The sequence below is a fragment of the Streptomyces flavovariabilis genome (assembly GCF_000725785.1).
In the GTDB taxonomy this organism is placed as follows: Bacteria; Actinomycetota; Actinomycetes; order Streptomycetales; family Streptomycetaceae; genus Streptomyces; species Streptomyces hawaiiensis.
In genome coordinates this window covers 478,720-501,986 of the sequence record NZ_JNXD01000001.1, presented here as the reverse complement: position 1 = coordinate 501,986, position 23,267 = coordinate 478,720, and the positions used below count along the sequence as shown (strand labels likewise).

16 protein-coding genes and 1 pseudogene are annotated in these 23,267 nt (G+C 72.4%); 7 read left to right on the top strand and 10 right to left on the bottom strand.

Annotated elements, in window-relative coordinates:
• Window positions 1-72 precede the first annotated feature (72 nt).
• The gene (locus tag IO24_RS0102180; RefSeq protein WP_031131152.1) at window positions 73-1,806 is read left to right on the top strand and encodes an ABC transporter ATP-binding protein; all 1,734 of its coding nucleotides are present in this window, start codon (window positions 73-75) and stop codon (window positions 1,804-1,806) included.
• A complete protein-coding gene (locus tag IO24_RS0102175) occupies window positions 1,806-3,734 on the top strand; it encodes an ABC transporter ATP-binding protein (RefSeq protein WP_031131150.1) in 1,929 nt (642 codons plus the stop codon). The genes IO24_RS0102180 and IO24_RS0102175 overlap by 1 nt, the downstream gene beginning before the upstream one ends.
• Before the next feature lie 181 nt (window positions 3,735-3,915).
• Here IO24_RS0102175 and IO24_RS0102170 read toward each other — a convergent pair whose 3' ends face one another.
• A complete protein-coding gene (locus IO24_RS0102170) occupies window positions 3,916-5,196 on the bottom strand; it encodes an RNA polymerase sigma factor (RefSeq protein WP_031131149.1) in 1,281 nt (426 codons plus the stop codon).
• 139 nt (window positions 5,197-5,335) lie between these two features.
• Here IO24_RS0102170 and IO24_RS40325 point away from each other — a divergent pair.
• Together IO24_RS40325 and IO24_RS0102160 are read left to right on the top strand one after the other, a co-directional pair.
• Window positions 5,336-5,954: pseudogene (locus IO24_RS40325) on the top strand (hypothetical protein).
• A complete protein-coding gene (locus tag IO24_RS0102160) occupies window positions 5,951-6,949 on the top strand; it encodes a nucleotidyl transferase AbiEii/AbiGii toxin family protein (protein ID WP_031131148.1) in 999 nt (332 codons plus the stop codon). The pseudogene IO24_RS40325 and the gene IO24_RS0102160 overlap by 4 nt, the downstream one beginning before the upstream one ends.
• Before the next feature lie 6 nt (window positions 6,950-6,955).
• Here IO24_RS0102160 and dnaG read toward each other — a convergent pair whose 3' ends face one another.
• From dnaG to IO24_RS0102140, 4 genes are all read right to left on the bottom strand, one after another.
• Window positions 6,956-8,875, bottom strand: a complete 1,920-nt coding sequence (dnaG, locus tag IO24_RS0102155) for a DNA primase (protein ID WP_031131146.1) — start codon at window positions 8,873-8,875, stop codon at window positions 6,956-6,958.
• 48 nt (window positions 8,876-8,923) lie between these two features.
• Entirely contained in the window at window positions 8,924-10,189 is a 1,266-nt protein-coding gene (locus IO24_RS0102150; RefSeq protein ID WP_031131144.1) for an NAD(P)/FAD-dependent oxidoreductase, read from the bottom strand.
• Between the two features lie 160 nt (window positions 10,190-10,349).
• Window positions 10,350-11,633: a deoxyguanosinetriphosphate triphosphohydrolase gene (locus IO24_RS0102145; RefSeq protein ID WP_031131142.1), complete on the bottom strand. Its 1,284-nt coding sequence runs from the start codon at window positions 11,631-11,633 to the stop codon at window positions 10,350-10,352.
• A gap of 116 nt (window positions 11,634-11,749) precedes the next feature.
• Window positions 11,750-12,520: a sirohydrochlorin chelatase gene (locus tag IO24_RS0102140; RefSeq protein ID WP_031131140.1), complete on the bottom strand. Its 771-nt coding sequence runs from the start codon at window positions 12,518-12,520 to the stop codon at window positions 11,750-11,752.
• A gap of 214 nt (window positions 12,521-12,734) precedes the next feature.
• Here IO24_RS0102140 and IO24_RS0102135 point away from each other — a divergent pair, with 214 nt between their 5' ends.
• Window positions 12,735-13,433 (top strand): SanA/YdcF family protein, encoded by a 699-nt coding sequence (locus IO24_RS0102135; RefSeq protein ID WP_031131138.1) that lies wholly within the window; start codon window positions 12,735-12,737, stop codon window positions 13,431-13,433.
• Window positions 13,434-14,074: 641 nt separating this feature from the next.
• On the opposite strand, the gene IO24_RS0102130 is transcribed toward IO24_RS0102135, so the two are convergent.
• From IO24_RS0102130 to IO24_RS0102120, 3 genes are read right to left on the bottom strand one after another with little or no spacing between them, the layout of a single operon-like run.
• Complete coding sequence (locus IO24_RS0102130) at window positions 14,075-14,842, bottom strand: enoyl-CoA hydratase-related protein (RefSeq protein WP_031131136.1); 768 nt, start codon at window positions 14,840-14,842, stop codon at window positions 14,075-14,077.
• A gap of 34 nt (window positions 14,843-14,876) precedes the next feature.
• Complete coding sequence (locus IO24_RS0102125) at window positions 14,877-16,133, bottom strand: ferredoxin reductase domain-containing protein (protein ID WP_031131134.1); 1,257 nt, start codon at window positions 16,131-16,133, stop codon at window positions 14,877-14,879.
• Complete coding sequence (locus IO24_RS0102120; RefSeq protein WP_031131132.1) at window positions 16,130-17,650, bottom strand: amino acid adenylation domain-containing protein; 1,521 nt, start codon at window positions 17,648-17,650, stop codon at window positions 16,130-16,132. The genes IO24_RS0102125 and IO24_RS0102120 overlap by 4 nt, the downstream gene beginning before the upstream one ends.
• 393 nt (window positions 17,651-18,043) lie before the next feature.
• Between IO24_RS0102120 and IO24_RS0102115 the strand changes: the two genes are divergently transcribed.
• Window positions 18,044-20,182, top strand: coding sequence for a molybdopterin oxidoreductase family protein (locus IO24_RS0102115; RefSeq protein ID WP_031131130.1), 2,139 nt, complete (start codon window positions 18,044-18,046; stop codon window positions 20,180-20,182).
• Window positions 20,183-20,185: 3 nt separating this feature from the next.
• Here IO24_RS0102115 and IO24_RS0102110 read toward each other — a convergent pair whose 3' ends face one another.
• Entirely contained in the window at window positions 20,186-21,832 is a 1,647-nt protein-coding gene (locus IO24_RS0102110; RefSeq protein ID WP_031131128.1) for a M4 family metallopeptidase, read from the bottom strand.
• 139 nt (window positions 21,833-21,971) lie between these two features.
• Here IO24_RS0102110 and IO24_RS0102105 point away from each other — a divergent pair, with 139 nt between their 5' ends.
• Window positions 21,972-22,388, top strand: coding sequence for a gamma-glutamylcyclotransferase family protein (locus IO24_RS0102105; protein WP_031131126.1), 417 nt, complete (start codon window positions 21,972-21,974; stop codon window positions 22,386-22,388).
• Between the two features lie 121 nt (window positions 22,389-22,509).
• Here IO24_RS0102105 and IO24_RS0102100 read toward each other — a convergent pair whose 3' ends face one another.
• The gene (locus IO24_RS0102100; protein ID WP_045295832.1) at window positions 22,510-23,127 is read right to left on the bottom strand and encodes an NADPH-dependent FMN reductase; all 618 of its coding nucleotides are present in this window, start codon (window positions 23,125-23,127) and stop codon (window positions 22,510-22,512) included.
• Window positions 23,128-23,267: the final 140 nt, after the last annotated feature.

Below are 23,267 nucleotides of genomic sequence, written 5' to 3'. Positions count from 1 at the left end.
CGCAGGTGGAGTGTTCGACGATAGGGGCCAGGGGCAACCAACCGCCTCGTCGCCCACTCCGAGAGAAGCAGCGTGCTCATACGACTTCTGCGGACCTATCTCAGGCCCTACAAGAGACCCATCGCCCTGCTGGTGCTGCTGCAGTTCCTGCAGACCTGCGCCACGCTCTACCTGCCCACGCTGAACGCGGACATCATCGACGAGGGTGTCGTGAACGGCGACACCGGCTACATCCTGGGCTACGGCGGCCTGATGATCGGCATCTCGCTGATCCAGGTCGTGTGCAACATCGGCGCCGTGTACTACGGCGCCCGTACGGCGTCGGCGCTCGGGCGGGACGTGCGCGGCGCCGTGTTCGACCGTGTGCAGTCGTTCTCCGCGCGTGAGGTGGGCCACTTCGGGGCGCCATCGCTGATCACCCGGACGACGAACGACGTCCAGCAGGTGCAGATGCTGGCGTTGATGACGTTCACGCTGCTGGTGTCGGCGCCGATCATGTGCGTGGGCGGCATCGTGCTGGCGCTCGGTCTGGACGTGCCGCTGTCCGGGGTACTGGTGGCCGTCGTGCCGGTGCTGGGCATCTGCGTGACGCTGATCGTGCGGCGGCTGCGACCGCTGTTCCGTTCGATGCAGGAGCGGCTGGACGCGGTGAACCGGGTGCTGCGCGAGCAGATCACCGGCAACCGCGTCATCCGCGCCTTCGTCCGTGACGAGTACGAGCAGCAGCGCTTCCGGAAGGCCAACACCGATCTCACCGACGTCGCGCTGGGCACCGGCAACCTGCTCGCCCTGATGTTCCCGATCGTCATGACGGTCGTGAACCTGTCGTCGATCGCCGTGGTGTGGTTCGGCGCGCACCGCATCGACAGCGGCGGGATGCAGATCGGTGACCTGACCGCGTTCCTCGCCTATCTGATGCAGATCGTCATGTCCGTGATGATGGCCACCTTCATGTTCATGATGGTGCCGCGCGCGGAGGTGTGTGCCGAGCGCATCCAGGAGGTCCTGGACACCTCGTCGAGCGTCGTGCCGCCGTCGGCGCCCGTGCGGGAACTGCGCCGGCACGGGCATCTGGAGATCCGCGGGGCGGGCTTCCGCTATCCGGGGGCCGAGGAGCCGGTGCTGCGGGCCGTGGACCTGGTGGCCCGGCCGGGTGAGACGACCGCCGTCATCGGCTCGACCGGCAGCGGCAAGTCGACCCTGCTCGGGCTGGTCCCGCGGTTGTTCGACGCGACCGACGGACAGGTGCTCGTGGACGGGGTCGAGGTCGCGGAGATCGACCCGAAGCTGCTCGCGAAGACCGTGGGGCTGGTGCCGCAGAAGCCGTACCTGTTCGCGGGAACCGTGGCGACCAACCTGCGCTACGGCAATCCGGACGCCACCGACGACGAGCTGTGGCACGCCCTGGAGGTGGCGCAGGCCAAGGACTTCGTCCAGGGGCTGGAGGGCGGTCTCGACTCGCCGATCGCGCAGGGCGGGACGAACGTCTCCGGCGGGCAGCGGCAGCGGCTCGCGATCGCCCGGACGCTGGTGCAACGGCCGGAGATCTACCTCTTCGACGACTCCTTCTCCGCGCTCGACTACGCCACCGACGCCGCCCTGCGGGCCGCGCTCACACAGGAGACCGCCGAGGCGACCGTGGTGATCGTCGCCCAGCGGGTGTCGACCATCCGGGACGCCGACCGGATCGTGGTCCTCGACGAGGGCCGGGTCGTGGGCACCGGCCGGCACCACGAGCTGATGGCGGACAACGAGACCTACCGGGAGATCGTGCTCTCCCAGCTCACGGAAGCGGAGGCTGCCTGATGGCGGGGCCCATGGGGCGGATGATGGCCGGGGGCGGCCCAGACCAGCGCTCGCTCGACTTCAAGGGGTCGGGCAAACGGCTCGTAGCGCAGTTCCGGCCGGAGCGGATCACCATCTACGTGCTGCTGCTGTGCGTGGTGCTCAGCGTCGGCCTCAACGTCGTCGGGCCGAAGATCCTCGGCAAGGCGACCGACCTGGTCTTCGCGGGCATCGTCGGGCGGGGCATGCCGGAGGGGGCGAGCAAGGAGCAGGTCCTTGAGCAGATGCGGCAGCGCGGGGACGGTGGCGAAGCCGACATGCTGCGCAGCACCGACTTCACCCCCGGCGAGGGCATCGACTTCTCGGCCGTCGGGCATGTGCTGCTCCTGGCGCTGGGTGTGTTCGCGGTGGCCGGGCTGCTGATGGCGGTGGCGACGCGGATGGTGAACCGGGCCGTGAACCGGACCATGTTCCGGATGCGCGAGGACGTGCAGACGAAGCTGTCGCGGCTGCCGCTGTCGTACTTCGACAAGCGCCAGCGCGGTGAGGTGCTGTCCCGGGCGACGAACGACATCGACAACATCGGGCAGACGCTCCAGCAGTCGATGGGACAGCTCATCAACTCGGTGCTGACCATCATCGGCGTGCTCGCGATGATGTTCTACGTCTCCTGGATCCTGGCGCTGGTCGCGCTGGTGACCGTGCCGCTGTCGTTCGTCGTGGCCACACGCGTGGGCAAGCGGTCGCAGCCGCACTTCGTGCAGCAGTGGCGCTCGACGGGGCAGCTGAACGCGCACATCGAGGAGATGTACACGGGGCACGCCCTGGTGAAGGTGTTCGGGCGGCAGGAGGAGTCGGCCGAGCAGTTCGCCGAGCAGAACGACGCACTGTACGAGGCGGGGTTCAAGGCTCAGTTCAACAGCGGGGTCATGCAGCCGCTGATGATGTTCGTGTCGAACCTCAACTATGTGCTGGTCGCGGTCGTCGGCGGGCTGCGGGTGGCCTCCGGCTCGCTGTCCATCGGTGACGTGCAGGCCTTCATCCAGTACTCACGGCAGTTCTCGATGCCGCTGACGCAGGTCGCGTCCATGGCGAACCTGGTGCAGTCGGGTGTCGCCTCGGCGGAGCGGGTCTTCGAACTGCTCGACGCGGAGGAGCAGGGCGCCGACCCGGTGCCGGGCGTACGGCCGGAGGAGCTGCGCGGGCTGGTGGCGCTGGAGAACGTGTCGTTCCGCTACGACCCCGACAAGCCGCTCATCGAGGATCTGTCCCTGAAGGTCGAGCCCGGGCACACCGTCGCCATCGTCGGCCCGACCGGCGCCGGCAAGACGACGCTGGTGAACCTGCTGATGCGGTTCTACGACGTCACCGGCGGGCGCATCACCCTCGACGGGGTCGACATCGCGCGGATGTCCCGGGACGAACTGCGGGCCGGGATCGGCATGGTGCTCCAGGACACCTGGCTGTTCGGCGGCACGATCGCGGAGAACATCGCGTACGGGGCGTCCCGGGACGTGACCCGGGGCGAGATCGAGGAGGCGGCCCGGGCGGCGCACGCGGACCGGTTCATCCGGACGCTGCCGGACGGGTACGACACCGTGATCGACGACGAGGGCACCGGGGTCAGCGCCGGTGAGAAACAGCTGATCACCATCGCCCGGGCGTTCCTGTCCGACCCGGTGATCCTGGTGCTGGACGAGGCGACGAGTTCGGTCGACACGCGGACCGAGGTGCTCATCCAGAAGGCCATGGCGAAACTCGCCCACGGGCGGACGTCGTTCGTCATCGCGCACCGGCTGTCGACGATCCGGGACGCGGACGCGATCCTGGTCATGGAGAACGGGGCGATCGTGGAGCAGGGCACGCACGAGGAGCTGCTGGCGGCGGACGGGGCCTACGCCCGTTTGTACAAGGCGCAGTTCGCGCAGGCGGTGGCCGAGGTCGACTGAGTCGCATCCGCGGGTGCCGCGTGGTGTCGTGAGGCGGCTGCGGGCCCGTCGTGGCGGGTCACGCCCACGCGGCGGAGCCGCACATCGAAACAGCCCCCGCGCCCCTGAAAGGACGTCAGCTGTACGCACCCAAGGGGCGCGGGGAACTGCGCGGCCCGCCCCCACCGGCCCGCGGACGGCGTCAGTCCAGATAGCCCCTCAACTGGTCCGCGAAGGTGTGATCCCGCAGTTTGTTCAACGTCTTCGACTCGATCTGCCGTATCCGTTCCCGCGTCACACCGAAGATGCGGCCGATCTCCTCCAGCGTGCGGGGGCGGCCGTCCGCCAGCCCGTAGCGGAGTTGGACCACCTTGCGCTCCCGCTCCCCCAGCGTCGACAGAACCGCTTCCAGGTGCTCCCTGAGCAGGAGGAACGCGGCCGACTCGACGGGGCTGGCGGCGTCGCCGTCCTCGATGAGGTCGCCGAGGGCGACATCGTCCTCCTCACCCACGGGCGCGTGCAGCGACACCGGCTCCTGGGCGAGGCGCAGCACCTCGCTGACCCGCTCCGGCGCCAGGTCCAGGTGGGCCGCGACCTCCTCCGACGTGGGCTCGCAGCCCCGCTCCTGGAGCATGCGGCGCTGGACGCGGACGACCCGGTTGATGAGCTCCACGACGTGGACCGGGACCCGTATCGTGCGGGCCTGGTCGGCCAGGGCGCGGGACATGGCCTGGCGGATCCACCACGTGGCGTACGTGGAGAACTTGTAGCCGCGGGCGTAGTCGAACTTCTCCACCGCCCGGATCAGGCCGAGGTTGCCCTCCTGGACGAGGTCGAGCATGGTCAGACCGCGGCCGACGTAGCGCTTGGCGACCGAGACGACCAGGCGCAGGTTCGCCTCGATCAGGCGGCGCTTGGCCATGCGGCCCATGACGACGAGCCGGTCCAGGTCCAGGGCGAGTTGGCTGTCCAGGTCGGGGGTGAGCCGCAGTTTCTCCTCGGCGAACAGGCCGGCCTCGACACGGCGGGCGAGTTCGACCTCCTCGGCGGCGGTCAGCAGGGGGATGCGGCCGATCTCCCGCAGGTACTGGCGGAACAGGTCCGAGGAGGGGCTGCCGGTGTCGGCCCGGGCCGGCGGCGGCTCGACGGCTTCGGGGACCTCTGCCGGCTCGATGGCCCCGGCGGGCGGCTCCTCCGGCTCCGGTTCCGACTCGGGGTGGTGCGCGGCGCGGCTCTGTGCCGGGACCGCGGGCAGGGCGTCGGCCTCCGCGTCCGGCTCGGTCCCGCCGGCGCCGGTCTGGGTGAGGGTCTGGGTCTGCACGGGGGCGACCTCCAGGATGATCGCTGCCGAGGAGGGCGGCAGCGGTACTTCGGGGGCGGAGTCGACGGCCTCGCCGCTTTCCGTCCCGTACGCGATGAGCGGAACCGCGGGGGTCTGGGACCCGTCGGTGACGGATCGGCCGCGCTCCGAGGACTCAGGCACCGGAACCCAGTGTGGGGTAAGACACATCGTCGCCACGAGGGGCGTGCGATGACTTTTTGCTTCCGGTCCGTGACCGGGCCGTCGCCCCCGGTGGAAAACCCGGGTGCCTCACGCGCCCCTGGTCTGCGACGATCAGCCGATGTCCGCTTCCCTCTACGAATCACATGTGACGGTGCGCTGCGCCGGCCCCGACGAGTCCGCGCGGCTGCGCCGCTGGGCGGCCGCGGGCGGGTTCAAGCTCACCCACATCGTGCTGGCCAGGGGCCGGATGCGCGACCAGCCGATGCTCACCCTGTCCGGTTCGCCGTCGTACGCCCGCGAAGCGGCTCGCGCGCGGGAGGTGGCGGCGCGCCTGCGGGGGGGACGGCTTCGAACCGGTGCGCGTGAAGATCGAGTCGTCGCCGTGGGCGCCGGAGGTGCCGCGCGAACCGTGCGGCGACGGACGGTACTTCGAGCACCATGTGAAGCTGCTGCTCGGCCCGGGCACGGACCTGGCGGCCCTCGGCGCGCGCGTCGTGCCGCACGGCGCCCATCTGTCGTGGAACGCCCGGCGGGTGCGCGGCCCACGGCACGAGCGGTTCGTGACCCAGCGCTGCCGCGCCGTCGACGCCGAAAGCGCCGGCCGGGCGCTGGAGCGGTTGCTCACTGAGCTGGACGGATTCGAAGTGCTGGGCGTGGAGCGGGAGTTCGTGCTCCACGACAGCGACATGTCGGTGGACGACGGATGGCTGGAGGAACCGATGGGGGTCCGGACATGACCGGGACGGCGTGGGAGAGGTTCGGCTGGCAGAGCCCGGAGATACCCCGGGAGCCGCTGGACGACGCCACCCGGAAAGTGGAACAGCTGCCGAAGACGCTGCGGCCCGTGCCGGGGGACGACGTCACGCAGCTCCCGGTCTTCGACCCGGCCCTGAAGCACCACCGCAACGCCTACCGGGCCACCGACCCGTGCTTCACCGACCCGACCCGGGGCGAGGCGTGGCGGGCTGCCCGCCGCCAAGCCCTGCACCTGGTACTGGCCGCGATCGCCGGCTCGGAGTGGGTGGACGCGCTGGTGCTGCGCGGCAGTGTGCTGATGTCGGCGTGGTTCGGGGAGGCCGCGCGCGAGCCCGGCGACCTGGACTTCGTCGTCGTGCCGCACACCTGGCGGATGGAGGACGGCCGGACGGACCGGATGCTGACCGGGATCGCGGATGCGGCGCAGGAGCTGGCCGACGCGCGGGGGCCGGAGGTCGGGATCTCGGCGCGCGGCGCGGTGGTCGAGGACATCTGGACCTACGAGCGGGTGCCCGGCCGGCGCATGGTGCTCCCCTGGGGCGCGCCCGGACTGCCCGGCGGCCATGTCCAGCTGGACTTCGTCTTCAACGAGCGGCTGCCCGAGGAGTCCGAGCCGGTGGAGCTGCCCGGCGGCGCGGTCGTGCAGGCGGCGACGCCGGAGCTCTCGCTGGCGTGGAAGCTGATGTGGCTGATCAACGACATGCACGCCCAGGGCAAGGACCTCTACGACGCCGTCCTGCTGGCCGAGCGGCACCCCCTGCGCCATGGGCTGCTGCACGAGGTGTTCCGGCTGTCGGGCGAGTGGCCGTACCCCTACCGCGAGAAGATCCTGCTGGAGGACGTGGTGGAGGCCGTCGGGTACGTGGAGTGGAACCACTTCGTCACCGAGTACCCGCGGTTCCGGGACGAGGAGCGGGCCTTCGCCGGCCGGCTGGTGCGGGCGGTGACGCCGGCGTTCGAGGGGATCGAGCCCTGACCGGCGTCAGAGCGCGGCGGCGCCGTGCTCCCGGAGGGCCTGGTCGTACTGCTGGAGGACCCACAGCTCGTTCTGTACGGCGGCCAGCTGGGCCGGGTCGCCGTGGGTGCCGAGGCGGGTGAGCCGGCCCGTGATGTCGCGGATACGGCGCTCGACGGCCCGGCGGCGGACGGTCACCAACTGGGCGCCCGCGTACACCTCGTCGACCCCCTTCACGCCCTTGTGCAGCATGATCGCCTCGACGGCCAGCTCCGTCACCATCGCGCGGACCGCGTCGTCCGGGGCGGCCTCGCGGACCTTGACCAGGTAGTCCTGGGGGTCGGCGACGCCCGGTTCGGCGCCACCCGCGTCCAGGATGGCCTGGCGGACGGCAGCGTAGGGCGGGGCGGTGAACTCGTCCACGCCGTACGCGTCGAAGGCCGGGGAGACCAGCTCGGGGCGCTGGAGGGCGAGTTTGAGGAGTTCCCGCTCGGTGGCGAAGACGGGGTTGCGGAGGTTGAGGGCCGGGCCGCGGGAGGTGGCCGGCTGGGGCGGCCCGGCGTACTGCCGGCCCTGGTGGTGCCGCTCCGGGGCCGGGCCCTTGCCGCCTCGGTCGCGGGCCCAGCGGGCCAGCTGGGCCACGCGCTTGACCACGAACTGGGTGTCGAGGATGCCGAGCATGCCGGCGAGCTGGACGGCGACCTCGTGCTGGGCGCCGCTGTTCTTGATGCGGGCGACGATCGGGGCGGCCTCGTCCAGGGCGGCGGCGCGGCCCGCGGGGGTGTCGAGGTCGTAGCGGGCGACGATCTGGCGCAGGGCGAACTCGAAGAGCGGGGTGCGGGGTTCGGCCAGGTCGGCGACGGCCTCGTCGCCCTTGGCGAGGCGCAGGTCGCAGGGGTCCATGCCGTCCGGGGCGATGGCGATGTACGTCTCGGCGGCGAACTTCTGGTCGTCCTCGAAGGCGCGCAGGGCCGCCTTCTGGCCGGCGGCGTCGCCGTCGAAGGTGAAGATGACCCGGGCCGAGCCGTTGTCCATGAGCAGCCGGCGGAGGATCTTGATGTGGTCGCCGCCGAAGGCGGTGCCGCAGGTGGCGATGGCGGTCGTCACACCGGCGAGGTGGCAGGCCATGACGTCCGTGTAGCCCTCGACGACGACCGCGCGGGACGCCTTGGCGATGTCCTTCTTCGCCAGGTCGATGCCGTAGAGGACCTGGGACTTCTTGTAGATCGCCGTGTCGGGCGTGTTGAGGTACTTGGGGCCGTTGTCCGCCTCGTAGAGCTTGCGGGCGCCGAAGCCGACGACATCGCCGCCGATGTCGCGGATGGGCCACATCAGGCGGCCGCGGAAGCGGTCGATGGGGCCGCGGCGGCCCTCCTGGGAGAGGCCGGAGAGGATCAGCTCCTTGTCGGTGAAGCCCTTGCCGCGCAGGTAGCGCGTGAGGTGGTCCCAGCCCTGGGGGCTGTATCCGACGGAGAAGTGCTGGGCGGCGGCCTGGTCGAAGCCGCGCTCGGCGAGGAACTGGCGGCCGGTGTCGGCCTCCGGGCTGGTGGCGAGCTGTTCCACGTACCAGTCGGCGGCGATCTTGTGGGCCTCGACCAGGCGGATCCGCTCACCGCGCTGGTGGGAGGGGTTGTAGCCGCCCTCCTCGTAGCGCAGGGTGATGCCCGCCTGGCCTGCCAGTCGCTCGACCGCCTCCGAGAAGGAGAGATGGTCGATCTTCATCACGAACGTGATGGTGTCGCCGCCCTCCTGGCAGCCGAAGCAGTGGAAGAACCCCTTGCTGGGGCTGACCTGGAAGGAGGGCGACTTCTCGTCGTGGAACGGGCAGAGACCCTTCAGGTTGCCGCCGCCCGCGTTGCGCAGCTGGAGGTACTCGGACACCACGGCGTCGATCGGGACCGCGTCCCGTACCGCCTTCACGTCCTCGTCGTTGATCCGTCCTGCCACGCGTGAATTCTACGGTGGCGGAGTGACAGTCCTGACGCCTCCTGACGGCTAGGGGGCGAGGCTGTCCAGCGGCGCGTGCGGGTCGGCCAGGGCCTCGGTGTCGACCTGGGCCCTCGAACGGATCAGGCGCTGGATCTTGTCTGTGACGTCCCACACATTCACGTTCATCCCGGCCAGCACCCTGCCGTCCTTCACCCAGAACGCGATGAACTCGCGCTTCCCGGCGTCCCCGCGGATCACCACCTGGTCATAGCTGCCCGGGGGCGCCCAGCCGGAGTACTCCATGCCCAGGTCGTACTGGTCGGAGAAGAAGTAGGGCACGCGGTCGTACGTCACGTCGCGGCCCAGCATGGAGCGCGCGGCGGCCGGGCCGCCGTTGAGGGCGTTGGCCCAGTGCTCGACGCGCACGCGCGTGCCGAAGAGGGCGTGCGGGAAGGAGACGACATCACCGGCGGCGTAGACGTCCGGATCGGAGGTGCGCAGCCCCTCGTCGACGACGATGCCGCCGCCGTGGGCCCGGTCGGCGATCTCCAGGCCTGCCGCCTCCGCCAGGTGGGTGCGCGGGGCCGCGCCGATCGCCGCCAGCACGTCGTGCGCCGGGTGCTCCTCGTCGTCGTCCGTGCGGGCCGCGAGGACCATGCCGTCCTGGCCGACGATCTCCGTCAGCCGCCTGCCGAAGTGGAAGCGCACCCCGTGCTCGCGGTGCAGCTCGGCGAAGAGCCCGCCGATCTCCGGGCCGAGCACGCCGTGCAGCGGGGTCGGCCCGTGCTCGACGACGGTGACCTCCGCGCCGTACTCGCGGGCCGCCGCCGCGACCTCCAGCCCGATCCAGCCGGCACCGGCGATGACGAGGTGCCCGTTGTCCCGGCCGAGGTTGGTCAGGACGTGCTTGAGGCGTTCGGCGTGGGCGAGGCGGCGCAGGTGGTGCACGCCCGCCAGGTCCGTGCCCGGGACGTCGAGGCGGCGGGGCTCGGCGCCGGTCGCCAGGAGAAGCTTGTCGTAGCGGACGACGGTGCCGTCCTCGCCGAAGCGGACCGTCTTCGCCGTGCGGTCGACGGCGTCGACGGTCTGGCCGAGGTGGAGCTCGATGTCGTTGGCCGCGTACCAGGCGGGTTCGTGCACGAAGACGCTGTCGCGTTCCTCCTTGCCGAGGAGGTAGCCCTTGGACAGGGGCGGGCGCTCGTAGGGGTGGTCGCGTTCGTCGCAGATCAGTATCACGCGGCCGGTGAATCCCTCCGCGCGGAGCGTCTCGGCCGCCTTGGCGCCGGCCAGTCCGCCTCCGACGATGACGAAAGTCTGATCCGCGTCGACCACTTGATGCCTCCTACGGGGGTCTGGGGGATGTCTTCCCAGAGAACACAGCGGGTGTCGCCACTTGCGAGCGTCCCGCACGGAGCGTGATGCGGGAAGAGGGAGTGACCCGATCAGGCCACGGAGGGTCACATGGGAGGGTGCTCGCGCCCCACCCGTCGCGTCAGTCTCGTCCCTGCCCCGTCAGTCGGGCGTGAAGCGAACGGGCGGAGGTGTCGGTGAGCGAGGCGATCTGGTCGACGATCACCCGCTTGCGCGCCCTGTCGTCCGCCGCCCGGTCGAACAGGGCCCGGAACTGCGGATCCAGGCCGTCCGGGGCGCGGGCGGTGAGCGCCTCGGCCAGTTCGGCGACGACGATCCGCTGATCGGCGCGCAGCCGCTCCTGCTCGGCGCGCTGCATCACGTAGAGGTCGGCGACGGCCTTGAGGACCGCGCACTCCGTCCGGGTCTCGCGCGGGACGACCAGCTCGGCGGCGTACCGGGTGAGCCGCCCGGCGCCGTACGCGGTGCGGGTCGCGGTCTCGGCGGCCAGGCAGAAGCGGCCGATGAGCTGGCTGGTGGCGTCCTTGAGGCGGGCCTGGGCGACGGCGGTGCCGTCGTAGCCGTGCGGCCACCACTCCTGGGCGAGGAGCCGGTCCAGGGCCTCGGCGAGCTCGGCCGGGTCGGTGTCCGCGGGGACGTACCGGCCGAGGGCGACCTGGAAGACGTCCCGGCGTTCGGGGTCGGCGTGCAGGCAGTTCGGGTCGATGTGGCCGGCGTGCAGGCCGTCCTCCACGTCGTGCACCGAGTAGGCCACGTCGTCGGACCAGTCCATGACCTGCGCCTCGAAGCAGATACGCGTGCCGGGGGCGTCCTTGCGGAGCCAGTCGAAGACGGGGCGGTCGTCCTCGTAGACGCCGAACTTGTTCGAGGCCGGGTCGGTGGGGTGGGCGCCGCGGGGCCAGGGGTACTTGGTGGCGGCGTCCAGGGCCGCACGGGTGAGGTTGAGGCCGACGGAGCCCTCCGGGGTGAACCGTTTGGGCTCGATGCGGGTGAGAAGTCTGAGGGACTGGGCGTTGCCCTCGAAGCCGCCGCAGTCGGACGCGAACTCGTTGAGGGCCTGTTCGCCGTTGTGACCGAAGGGCGGGTGGCCGAGGTCGTGGGAGAGACAGGCGGCTTCCACGAGGTCCGGGTCGCAGCCGAGGGCCGCGCCCAGTTCACGGCCGACCTGGGCGCATTCCAGGGAGTGGGTGAGACGGGTGCGGGGGCTGGCGTCCCAGGCGGGGCCCAGGGTGCCGGGCGTCACCACTTGGGTTTTGCCGGCGAGGCGTCGCAGGGCGGCGGAGTGGAGGACCCTTGCCCTGTCGCGCTGGAAGGCTGTGCGGCCGGGGCGTTTGTCGGGTTCCTGGGCCCAGCGGTCGACTGACGCCGGGTCGTAGGCGGTGGGGGTTCGTGCGGTGCCGTCCATGGACCGACACTAAGCGCCTGTGCGTGTGCCCAGTTCTCTTTTCGGGCGTGTGCGGGTTGTTTGTGGCTTGTCGCGCAGTTCCCCGCGCCCCTGAGGTACGTGCACCACCCGGCGTTTCAGGCCGATGCCAATGCGGGCACAGCGGTCGCGGCCGTCAAAGCCTCGTCGTAGCGGTGGAGGAGGAGGCGGGCCATGGCCGGGTGGGTGCCCAGGGGGGCCGCCGCTATCCAGGGGGCCGCCTGGGCGCACTCCGTGGCGAAGCGGCCGGGGGCCGTGAAGTAGGAGGCGAGGGCTATGTGACGGCGACCCCTTGCCAGGAGAGTGCGGACCGCGGTCTGGACCGTGGGGGTGGCGGCCGATGCGTAGGCCGGGATGACCGGGACGCCCAGGCGGGCCGCCAGGAGGTGGGCCGTGCGGGCGGTGTCCGTCTTGGCGTCCGGGTCGCGGGAGCCCGCCGCGGCGAGGACGACCGCGCTGGTGCGGCGGGGGGTCCCGCCCCAGCCGGCTTCCGTGAGGCGTGCCTGGAGGGCGTCGACCAGGAGCGGGTGCGGGCCCAGGGGGGCGGCCAGGTGGGTGCGGGCCCGGGAGGCCGCGGCCATCTCGGGGATGTCCTGCTTGACGTGGTAGCCGCGGCTGAGGAGCAGGGGGACGAGGACCGCCTCCCTGTCGCCGAGGGCGGCGAGCGTGTCGGGCAGCAGGGGGGCGTTGAGTTCGATGTGGCCCAGGTGCACCGGCACGTCGGGGCGCAGGGCCCGGACCCGGTCGAGGAGCGCGCTCACCGTGCTCAGCGCGCGGGGGTCGCGGCTGCCGTGCGCCACGACCACGAGGGCGGGCGGGGCCGGGCGGCGCGTGGCGGGCGGCGGGACGAGGCTGAGCTGACTGGGCATGCACCGATGGTCGCGGCGCCACGTTGCCTTCCCGTTGCATGGGCGTCACGGGTGTTTTCCAGCGGTTCACGATGCGGGACGGGGGGTGTGTGAGCTGTCTTGACCTGCGGTTTCCGTGAACCAGGTGAAGCTGGTCACGTGGCCGCGGGTGAACCGGGCGGGCCGGGAGGGCGTCCCTGACTGTCGAGGGGCCGACCTGGGGAGGGACCGTCCGATGCGTCTACCGGCGTTTCGCAGACCGCGACTGCCGCGTACCCGGCGGGGGCAGCGGCGGCTGGTGCAGGCCGTGATGGCCGGGTGCGTGCTCGCGCTGCTTCCGGCGACGTGGATGTACACCGTGGCGGGTGACCGGTTGCGTACGGCGGTGGATGTGCCGCGTACCGACGTGGCCGTGGTGTTCGGTGCCGGGCTGTGGGACGGGGAGCCCTCGCCGTATCTCGCGCACCGGCTCGACGCGGCGGCGAAGCTCTACCGGGAGGGGCGGGTGGAGGTGGTGCTCGTCACCGGGGACAACAGCCGAGAGGACTACGACGAGCCGGACGCGATGCGCGTGTACCTGACGCGGCACGGCGTGCCCGACGGGCGGATCGTCAGTGACTACGCCGGGTTCGACACGTGGGACTCCTGCGTACGCGCGAAGAAGATCTTCGGGGTGGACGAGGCCGTGCTGATCAGCCAGGGCTTCCACATCCGGCGTGCGGTGGCGCTGTGCGAGGCGGCCGGGGTCGAGTCGTACGGGGTCGGGGTGGACGCCGTGCACGACGCGACCTGGTACTACGGGGGCGCCCGGGAGATCCTCGCCGCCGGGAAGGCCGCTCTGGACGCGGCGTTCCGGCCGGATCCGCGGTTCCTCGGGCCGCGCGAGCCGGGCGTGGACAGGGCGTTGGTCACGGCCGGAGAGACCCTCGGATGAATCCGGGCGTTCGCCACCGGCGGATTGCGCTGGTGATGGCCGTCGCCGGCCCCCCATGCCGGCCGCACCGGCCGCCGTGGGGGGCCGCCTCGGCGGCGCCGTGGCCACCGGGGCGGCCCGGGCGCCGGGGCGGTCCGGGCGACCGGGGCGGTCCGGGCGACCGGGGTCGGGATGCGCCGTGCTCGGCGCTACGGCGCCGGGTGGGCGGACACCGTACGTGTGCTGATCCGGGGCGTGCCTGACCGGGCACGCCCCCTGAACTCGGCCGGTGGCCGGAGCGCTCCGCGCGGGCGGCGGCGGGGCCCGGACGGCGGCACCGGCCACGGAGCGCTGCCAGCCGTGCTGGCCGTGCCGGCCGCCAAGGGGGTCGCCTCGGCGGCGCGGTGGCCGCCGGGATGGCCCGGCCGCCGGGGCGGCCGGGGCAGGGATGCGCCCTGCTCGGCGCTACGGCGCCGGGGGGGCAGCATGCGTGTGCTGATCCGGGGCGTGCCCTGGCCGGGCACGCCTCTGAAAGCGGCCGGTGGCCGGAGCGCTCCGCGCGGGTGGCGGCTGTCGGCCCGGCGGGCCGGGAGGCGGCACCGGCCCCCCTGCCGGAGGGCCGGCCGCGGCCGGCGGCGCCGGCGCGCTCCCGCCATCGGCTGTCAGCGGCCTCGGAAGGACGGTGGGCGCTTCTCCAGGAACGCCGTCATCCCCTCCTTCTGGTCGTCGGTGGCGAACAGGGCGTGGAAGACGCGGCGTTCGAAGCGGACGCCGTCGCGCAGGCCGGTTTCCAGGGCCCGGTCGACGCACTCCCGGGCCGCCCTGACCGCCGCGCGGCCGTAGGAGGCGATCGCCGCCGCCGCTTCGAGGGCCTCGGGCAGGACCCGGTCGTCCGGGACCACGCGGGAGACGAGACCGCAGCGTCCAGCCTCCCGTGCGTCCATCGTGCGGCCGGTGAGCACCAGGTCCATGGCCTTGGCCCGGCCGACGAGACGGGTCAGCCGCTGGGTGCCGCCGATGCCCGGGATCACGCCCAGCTTGATCTCGGGCTGGCCGAAGACCGCCGACTCCCCCGCGACGACCAGGTCGCACATCATGGCCAGTTCGCAACCGCCGCCCAGGGCATGCCCGTTGACGGCCGCGATCTTCGGGGTGCGGAGGTCCGCGAACTCCTCCCAGCCGGCGAAGTAGTCCTCGGCCGCCATGTCGACGGCCGACTTCCCGGCCATCTCCTTGATGTCGGCGCCGGCGGCGAAGACCGTGTCCGAGCCGGTGACGACGAAGCAGCCGGTTCCCGGGTCCGTGTCCAGCGGGCGGAGCACGTCGAGGAGTTCGGTGAGGAGCTCACTGCTGAGCGCGTTGCGGACGTGCGGGCGGTGCAGGCGCACGGTCACCACTCGGCCGTGCCGTTCGACCTTGAGATGGTTCATATGCCTTCTCCTTCCGAGAGATCACGCGTCCGGGTCACGAGTCCCAGATCGCGCCGTACGCCGGGATGCCCCGCCGCTCCAGGCCGTGGACCACCTGCCAGGTCAGCTTCTTGTTGGAGATGCAGATGACCGCCTCCGCGCCGGAGTCCCGGCAGGCCTCGTGGGCGAGGCGCACCATGTCGGGCTTGCCGTGCCGGGAGGTGTCCCAGATGAGGGCGTGCGGCTGGACAGCGAGGATCTCGTCGACGAGGGCGTCGCCGTAGGTGGCTCGGGGGTCGCGGGTCGCCCAGACCAGTCGGGAGGGCACCTGGGCGGCGAGCAGGTGGGGCAGGCAGGGGCCGATGCCGCTGCCGGTGGCGACGTAGACCACCTTGGTGAACAGGACCTCGATGTTGGCGACGCCGGCCGTGGTGATGCCCTTGACCCACACCCGCTCGGGCAGGTCGTCGATGAAGGAGCCGGTCCAGTCGCCGGCCCGGGAGATCGTGAGCCGGAAGCCGGATTCACCGGGGGTGGGGACGTTGGCGAAGGAGTGCCATTCCTTCAGCGGGTTGCGGCTGATCGCGGTGGAGGAGCCCGCGAAGGGGGTCTCACCGTGGTCGAAGCGGGCCAGCACGACGTGGGAGGAGGGGCGTTCGAGGCGGACGTCCACCTTGCGCAGCCGCAGCCAGGGCAGGGCGACGCTGAAGGTGACCAGCGCGAGCACCCCGACCTCCCAGGGGCCCGGCGACGACAGCAGTGTGTGCGTCCAGAACAGGGCCACGGCCGCCCAGCCGCCGAAACGGTGGATCTTCTCGAAGTGGTCGTGGTGGCGGGAGCGGAAGGGCGGCAGGGCGGTGGCGACGATGAGCGCGAGGAGGGCGATCAGGGCCCAGCCGACGGCCATGCGGGGGCCGCTCGGCGTGGCGATCGTCAGGGCCAGGAACCAGGCCGTGCCCGCGAGCGCCCCGCCGACGTGCAGTCCGCCGAAGTGGTAGACCTTGCCGAGCGTCCAGCGGACCCGCAGCGGCCAGTTCGTCGGCGCCGAGGTCGCCAGCCGGAACAGCAGGTTGATGACGTACTGCTGGCGTACGACGACGGCGAGGGCGAGGTTGGCCAGGGCCGCGTGCCCGAGGGTGGGCGCGGACAGCGGCCAAGCGGTCGCCGCGAAGGCCGCGTTGGCCATCAGGACCAGGGCCGCCAGTCGGTTGTAGTGCATCAGGCGGGGGTGCTTGAGCAGGCGGCGGTGGGCGGGGAGGAGCGGCGGGAGTGTGCCGGTGGCCGGGTGGGCCCGGGGCGGGGACGTGGTCATCGCGCCACCGCCACGCGCTCCTCGATCATGTGCAGCAGCGCCTGTTTGTCGACCTTGCCGCGGTCGGTCTCGGGAAGGAAGGCCAGCGGCAGGACCTGCTCGGGGACGCAGTAGTACGGCAGGGCGGCCGCGACCGCGCGGCGGGCCGCCTCCGGGTCGACGTCCGCCGGGCAGACGAACGAGACCAGGGTGCGGGCGTCGCGTTTCAGTGTGACGGCCCGGGTGCAGCGGGCGGCCGACTCCAGGACCGACGAGACGGAGTCCAGCTCGACGCGGAAGCCGCGCACCTTGACCTGGTCGTCGGTGCGGCCGAGGTGCTCCAGCTCGCCCCCGGGGGTCCAGCGGCCGAGGTCGCGGGTGCGGAACATGCGGCGGCCGCCGCCGAGGAACGGGTCGGGGGCGTAGCGCTCGGCGTTGAGGGCGTCGTCGCCGAGGTAGCCGGCGGAGACGCAGTCGCCGCCGGCCCACATCTCGCCCACCTCGCCGACCGGCAGGGGGCGGCGGTCGGCGTCGAGGACGTAGACCGTGTTGTTGGGGGTGGGGCGGCCGATGGTGAGCAGCGGGGCGGCCGGGTCGTGGCGGCTCATGGTGTTGACGATGGTCGTCTCCGTCGGGCCGCAGCCGTTGAAGAAGGCGGCCTGCCGGGCCCACCGGTCGGCCAGTGGGCGCGGGCAGGGCTCTCCGGCGACGGCGACCGTGCGCACCCGTGGGCAGGCGGCCGGGTCGAGGCCGGACAGCACGGTCGGGGTCGCGACGAGCACGTCCGCCGTGCGGGCCGCCGCCGCGAGGTCCTTGCCGCGGATGAGGAGCGTGCCGCCCTGGGCGAGGCAGCCGAGGATCTCCCAGGCGGCCATGTCGAAGGCGATGTTGAGGAGCTGGGCGACGCGGTCGCCGGGCCGGATGCCGAGGCCGCCCGGGGCGGTGAGCAGGAGGTTGGCGACATTGCGGTGGGTGACCTTCACGCCGTTGGGGCGGCCGGTGGTGCCGGAGGTGAACAGGACGTAGGCGCCGTCGGCGCCGGTGACGCGCACGCGTGGGGGTGGGGCGTACGGCAGCGGCTCGTCGAGTGGGAGCAGCAGATGGCCGTCCGGCAGGGGCACGCGGTGGGCGTGCTCGGCGACCGTGAGGACGACCCGGGTCCGGGCGGTGCGGATGACGTGGGTGAGCTGCGCCGGGGGCGCGAGGCCGATGTCCTGCGGGACGTAGGCGGCGCCGGCCTTCAGGATGCCGAGCAGGCCGGCCAGCATGGGGATCGAGCGGCGGACGAACAGGCCGACGTGATCACCGGGGCGGACGCCCTCGCGGACCAGGCGGGCGGCGAGGGCGTCGGCGTGCCGGTCGAGCTCGCCGTAGGTGATGCGGGTGCCCTGGTGCTCGGCGGCCACGGCGTGCGGGGTGGCCGTGGCGTGCCGGGCGACGGCGTGGTGCAGGAGCGGGTCGGGGACGGGGACGGTGGGGCCCCGGCCGTACTGCCGGAAGAGCTGCTGGTCGTGGGGGGTCAAGTGGCGCAGAGGCATGGTCGGGTGGCCTCCTGGCTGTTTCGAGGTCGGATTGCCACCCGCGGCGGAGCCGCGGGTGGATGCAGCCGTGAGTGGCGGGCATGCCCGGGTGTCGAACGCCGTGCGGAGTCGTGCGAGCGCTGCGCGTAGCGAGAGCGTAGTGCGGCTGATTCAACTCTCAACGAGGTCGGATCGGCCAAGAAAGGAACTCAATGAGCCACATGTGGCGTTTTTCGTCCCACAGGCAACGTCCGTGGCGGTCGGCGACGACCTGAAGGAGGGCGGGCCTGTGCCTCACCGGGCGAAGGGCTCCTGCCTCACGCGGGCGGGGCGGTGGCGGGGAGGTTGCCGTCCCGGCCGCGTAACAGGGAACCGTCCCGGGCGTAACACGGCCGACGCACGCTGAACGGCATGCAGAGCACCGCGACGCCCACGCACTGTCCGTACTGCGCCCTGCAGTGCGGCATGAACCTGACGCCCGTGCCGGACGGGACCGTCGAGGTGAGCGAGCGCGCGGACTTCCCGGTGAACCGGGGCGCGCTGTGCGGCAAGGGCCGGACGGCGGCGGCGGTGCTCGCGCGCGACGCCCGCCTGACCTCCCCGCTGGTGCGCGACGAGGGCGGCTCGCTGGTGCCCGCCTCCTGGGACGAGGCGCTGGACCGGATCGCCGCGGAGCTGGGCCGCACGCGCGCGGAGTTCGGGCCGGACGCGGTCGGGGTGTTCGGCGGGGGCGGGCTGACGAACGAGAAGGCGTACACGCTCGGCAAGTTCGCGCGGGTCGTGCTCGGCACCTCCCAGATCGACTACAACGGGCGTTTCTGCATGTCGTCGGCGGCGGCCGCGGGCATCAAGGCGTTCGGTCTCGACCGCGGGCTGCCCTTCCCGCTGGAGGACATCCCGAAGTCCGGCTGCGTGATCCTCGTCGGGTCGAACCTCGCGGAGACCATGCCGCCGTCACTGCGGTTCTTCACCGAGCTGAAGGAGAACGGCGGCACGCTGATCGTCATCGACCCGCGCCGCACGAAGACCGCCGAACAGGCGGACCTGCACCTGGCGCCCCGGCCGGGCACGGATCTGGCCCTCGCCCTGGGCCTGCTGCACCTGGTGATCGCCGAGGGCCGGGTGGACGAGGAGTACGTCCGGGAGCGCACGGCCGGCTGGGAGGACGCCCGGGCGGCCGCGATGGCGCACTGGCCGGAGTACGTGGAGCGGATCACGGGGGTGTCCGTTCCTCAACTCCGGCAGACCGTAAGGATGTTCTGCGAGCCGGAGTCGGCGATGGTGCTCACCGCCCGGGGGCCCGAGCAGCAGTCCAAGGGCACGGACACGGTCGGCGCGTGGATCAACCTGTGCCTGGCGACCGGCCGGGCGGGCCGCCCGCTGTCCGGGTACGGCTGTCTGACCGGGCAGGGCAACGGGCAGGGCGGGCGCGAACACGGGCAGAAGGCCGACCAGTTGCCCGGCTACCGCAAGCTCGACGACCCGGCCGCGCGGGCCCATGTCGCCGGAGTGTGGGGCGTCGACCCGGACAGCCTGCCCGGCCCGGGGCGCAGTGCGTACGAGCTGCTGGACGCGCTGGGCACCGACATCAGGTCGCTGCTGCTGATGGCGTCCAACCCGGTGGTGTCGGCGCCGCGGGCCGCGCACATCGAGGAGCGCATCAGGTCGCTGGACTTCCTGGCGGTCTGCGATGTGGTGCTGTCGGAGACGGCGGCGCTCGCGGACGTGGTCCTGCCGGTCACCCAGTGGGCCGAGGAGACGGGCACGACGACGAACCTGGAGGGCAGGGTCCTGCTGCGGCGCCGGGCGATCACCCCGCCCGAGGGCATCCGCAGCGACCTGGAGGTGCTGCACGAACTCGCCGCCCGCCTGGGCGTGGAGAAGGGCTTCCCGACCGACCCGGAGGAGGTCTTCGAGGAGCTGCGCCGCGCGTCGGCGGGCGGGGCGGCGGACTACTCGGGGATCACCTACCGCAGGCTGGTGGAGGAGAACGGGGTGTTCTGGCCCTGCCCCGCGCCGGTGGAGACGGCCGGCGAGGACGCGGACGCCCTTCCCGACGGCCCCGCCCGGGAGACACCGGGCGAGCACCCGGGCACGCCCCGGCTCTTTCTCGACCGTTTCGCCACCCCCGACGGCCGGGCCCGGTTCGTCCCCGTCTCGCACCGTGCGATCGCCGAGGAGCCGGACGACGAATACCCCGTCCTGCTCACCACCGGGCGGGTCGTGGCGCAGTACCAGTCCGGGGCGCAGACCCGGCGCGTGGCGGAGCTGAACGCCGCCGCGCCCGGGCCGTTCGTGGAGCTGCACCCGAGGCTGGCGGCCCGGCTCGGAGCTGCCGAGGGCGACCCGGTGGCCGTCGTGTCGCGGCGGGGCCGGGCCGTGGCGCCCGCGAGGATCACGAACGCCATCCGGCCCGACACCGTCTTCATGCCCTTCCACTGGCCGGGCGAGGGCCGCGCCAACACCCTCACCAACCCCGCGCTCGACCCGACCTCCCGGATGCCGGAGTTCAAGGCCTGCGCGGTACGGCTGGAGGCCGTCGAAGGGTAGGGGTCAGCTCACGGCGACCGCCTTCCAGGCCGCTCCCACCGCCTTCTGCTCGGTGCTGTCGGCGCCGTACAGATCCTTCGCCGCGCTCAGGGTCGCCGTGCGCGCGTCCGCGTAGTCCGTCGAGGACGTCATGTAGACCGTCAGCGCGCGGTACCAGATCTTGCCCAGCTTGGCCCGGCCGATGCCGGTCACCGTGGAGCCGTCGCAGGTCGGGGAGTCGTAGCCGACGCCGTTGAGGGTCTTCTTGCCGCTGCCCTCGGCGAGCAGGTAGGCGAAGTGGTTGCCGACGCCGGAGGAGTAGTGCACGTCGAGGTCGGCCAGCCCCTCGCTCCAGCAGTCCGCCGACTTCCCGTCCTCGGACGGCTTGTCCATGAAGCGCAGGGCCTCCCGGCCGAGGCCGGAGCGGACGACCTTCTCGCCGATGAGCCAGTCGCCCCGGTCCTCGGCGTTGGCCGCGTGGAACTCCACCAGCGTGCCGAAGATGTCCGACGTGGCCTCGTTCAGGCCGCCGGACTCGCCCGAGTAGGTCAGCGCCGCCGTCTTCGACGTCACGCCGTGGGACATCTCGTGCCCGGCGACGTCCAGCGACACCAGCGGGCCCATCACCTTGCCGTCGCCGTCGCCGTACGTCATGCAGAAGCAGTTGTCGTCCCAGAAGGCGTTGTTGTAGCCCTTGCCGTAGTGGACGCGGTTGAAGGAGCCCTTGCCGTCGCCCGCGATGCCGTCGCGCCCGTGGAGTTTCTTGTAGTAGTCCCAGGTGACGTCGGTGCCGTACTGGGCGTCCACCGCCACCGTGGACCGGTCGGCGGCCGCGCCCGTGCCCCAGTGGTTGTCGGCGTCCGTGAACACCGTGGCGGGGGCCCGGGTCAGACAGACGGTCAGCAGGCACTGGTCCGTCTTGTTCTCCGCGTCGCCGGTGTACGTGCCGCCGCGCGTCGCGTCCTTCAGCCGGTACGACGAGCCGGACGCCGTCGTCTCCAGCGGTACCGTGCCGCCGTAGAGGGACTTGCCGTCGCCCGACGCCGACTCCAGGGTGTCCCAGGCGTCGATCCGGGCGCCGGTGGTCGCGTCGGTCAGCACCGTGCGCCCGACCGGGTTGCCGAGCTCGTCGTGCGCGACCGCGTCGGTCTGCCAGGCCAGCTTCGGGGCGCCGTGCAGGGCGTCGACGACCAGCCGCGGCTTGGCGGTCAGCTTCTTCAGGGTCTCGCCGAGGTGGGCCGACCGCAGCAGGTTCGCCGCGAGGTCGGCGGCCTTGGGGGCGGTCACCTTCGGGGTGACGCTCGCCAGGGAGAGCGCGGACTTCGTCGCGCGGCTCGTGCCGCGGTACGTGCCGTCCGGGTTCAGGTGGAGCACGAAGTCGCCGCCGAGGACCGGGAGCCGGTGGTAGGTGCGGTCGTAGCGGACGTGCCGGGTGCCGTCCTCGTCGACGACGACGTCCCGGACCTCCGTCTCCTGGGCCGAGGTGAGGCCCAGGGCTCCGGCCCGGTCCGCGAGCACCGCCTCCGCGTCCTCGATCGCGCCCGACCTGGCCGGCCGGTCCGCCGCGCCGGCGGCCGGGGAGAGCACGGCGGCCAGCAGGGCGGTGGTGCCGGTGACGGCCGCACCGGCGAGGGCGAGACGGGAACCGCGGACATGACGTATCCGACTCATCGGTCTCCTCATACGGGCGCACCCGGTCGCGTGGGGTCGACCGGGTGCGGCGTTGATGTTGACCGCGAGTTAAGGCGGCACGGACATGGCATGTCCATAGCCCCGCTGTGGAGGTGTGTGAGGGTGCAGAATCGTTCCTGTGACCCTCCCTTTCTTCGTCTACGGCACCCTCCGCCCGGGGGAGGTCAACCACGGCCTCTTCCTGCGTGGCCGCACCCGCTCCGAGGAGCCTGGGCGCCTCGCGGACACGGTGCTGTACGCGGGGCCGGGCTACCCGTACGCGGTCGAGGAGCCGGGCGGCGGCGTGGTCAGCGGGGAGCTGGTGACCGCGTTGCCGGAGGCGTACGAGGGGCTGCTCGCCGAGCTGGACCGGCTGGAGGAGTACGCGCCGGGGGATCCGCGCAGTCTGTACGTGCGCGTGGAACGGAAGGTCGTACGGGAGGCCGACGGGGCGGCCGTCCGGGCCTGGGTGTACGTGGCCGCGCCCGCCGTCGCCGCGCGGCTGCGGGCCCGGGGGCGGGCGATCGCGGGCGGGGACTGGCGGGCGCGGGTGTGAGGGGGCCGGCGTGAAGAACCCGGTGCGAGAGGCTCGGCGTGACGGGCCCGCATGATGGGCCCCTCATGAAGGGCCCGCCGGGCGAGGCCCGGCGCGAGGGTCGGGTGTGTCTGAGGCGGGCTCAGCCTCCGTACGGCCGCCTCCCCCGGGCCTCCCGCAACGCGTGGCCCCACCAGACCAGTTGGTCCAGCATGGCCTTCGCCGCCGCGTCCGGGCCGGACGGGTCGCGCAGGGCGCCCCGGTCGTCGAAGGAGGCGCCGGCGTTGTGGAAGGAGACGGTGTCGCGGACCGTCACGGCGTGGAGCTCCGCGAAGACCTGACGCAGGTGCTCCGCGGCGCGCAGGCCGCCGGCCAGACCGCCGTAGGAGACGAGGCCGACCGGCTTGGCCTGCCATTCGGTGAAGTGCCAGTCGACGAGGTTCTTCAGGCCCGCCGGGAAGGAGTGGTTGTACTCGGGGGTGAGGACCACGAAGGCGTCGGCGCGGGCCAGCTTCGGGGTGATGCCGGACAGCGCGGCGGTCGCCTCCGGGGTCGGTTCGAGGGACATGGGCAGCGCGGCGTCGGCGACGTCCACGACCTCGGCGACCAGGTCGTCCCGGTCCCGGATGCGGCCGAGGAGCCAGTCGGCGACGACGGGGCCGAAGCGGCCGTGCCGGTTGCTGCCCACGACGAGGGTCAGTCGGAGCGGGTCGGCGGCGGTCGGCCGAGCGGCGGCTGGATCGGTAGCGGTTGTCTGCATGCGGCACAGCCTCGTACCTCAACTATTCTTGAGGTCAAGCACCGGCGCGCACACCCGGGTCACCCGTTCACACGCGCACCCCGCGCATTTCCGGCCGCTGCCCGTCCGGACGCCTGTGACCTGCCGAAACGGCTGCGGGT

Excerpts from the sequence above, each read along its gene's own strand:
- IO24_RS0102100 (WP_045295832.1), bottom strand. The coding sequence starts at position 23,127 with ATGCAGACAACCGCTACCGATCCAGCCGCCGCTCGGCCGACCGCCGCC.
- IO24_RS0102135 (WP_031131138.1), top strand. The coding sequence starts at position 12,735 with ATGCGTCTACCGGCGTTTCGCAGACCGCGACTGCCGCGTACCCGGCGG.
- IO24_RS0102130 (WP_031131136.1), bottom strand. The coding sequence starts at position 14,842 with ATGAACCATCTCAAGGTCGAACGGCACGGCCGAGTGGTGACCGTGCGC.
- IO24_RS0102145 (WP_031131142.1), bottom strand. The coding sequence starts at position 11,633 with ATGGACGGCACCGCACGAACCCCCACCGCCTACGACCCGGCGTCAGTC.
- IO24_RS0102175 (WP_031131150.1), top strand. The coding sequence starts at position 1,806 with ATGGCGGGGCCCATGGGGCGGATGATGGCCGGGGGCGGCCCAGACCAG.
- IO24_RS0102140 (WP_031131140.1), bottom strand. The coding sequence starts at position 12,520 with ATGCCCAGTCAGCTCAGCCTCGTCCCGCCGCCCGCCACGCGCCGCCCG.
- IO24_RS0102115 (WP_031131130.1), top strand. The coding sequence starts at position 18,044 with ATGCAGAGCACCGCGACGCCCACGCACTGTCCGTACTGCGCCCTGCAG.
- IO24_RS0102125 (WP_031131134.1), bottom strand. The coding sequence starts at position 16,133 with ATGACCACGTCCCCGCCCCGGGCCCACCCGGCCACCGGCACACTCCCG.
- IO24_RS0102110 (WP_031131128.1), bottom strand. The coding sequence starts at position 21,832 with ATGAGTCGGATACGTCATGTCCGCGGTTCCCGTCTCGCCCTCGCCGGT.
- IO24_RS0102120 (WP_031131132.1), bottom strand. The coding sequence starts at position 17,650 with ATGCCTCTGCGCCACTTGACCCCCCACGACCAGCAGCTCTTCCGGCAG.
- IO24_RS0102160 (WP_031131148.1), top strand. The coding sequence starts at position 5,951 with ATGACCGGGACGGCGTGGGAGAGGTTCGGCTGGCAGAGCCCGGAGATA.